Annotated in this window: 1 protein-coding gene; it reads right to left on the bottom strand. The window is 63.6% G+C overall.

Annotated features, from left to right (window positions below):
• Positions 1-269 (bottom strand): SDR family NAD(P)-dependent oxidoreductase (locus BK665_RS33270; RefSeq protein ID WP_123410645.1); only part of this gene is annotated, 269 nt, incomplete at both ends.

Genomic DNA, 269 nt, shown 5'->3' with positions numbered 1-269 from the left:
GGGGCAAATGGCACCCGGCGAAACGGCATTGGCCCGTATGCGCCGAGGCCCGAATTCCTTGGCCATGTAGCGGGTAAGGACATAGAGTCCGCCCTTGAAGGCCGCATAAGGCGCAACGCCCGCCGTGGCGACGCGGGTGGTGGCGCTGGTCAGGTTGACGATGCTGGCGCCCTCTTCCATCAGCGGCAGCAAGGCCTGGGTCAGGAAAAACGGTCCTTTGGGGTGAACGTTCAGCAAGCCGTCAAACTGCGCCTCGGTGACCGATTCCA

Origin of the sequence: Pseudomonas frederiksbergensis, assembly GCF_003732665.1 — a bacterium.
Lineage (GTDB): Bacteria > Pseudomonadota > Gammaproteobacteria > Pseudomonadales > Pseudomonadaceae > Aquipseudomonas > Aquipseudomonas frederiksbergensis_G.
This window is presented reverse-complemented; position numbering and strand designations above follow the sequence as displayed.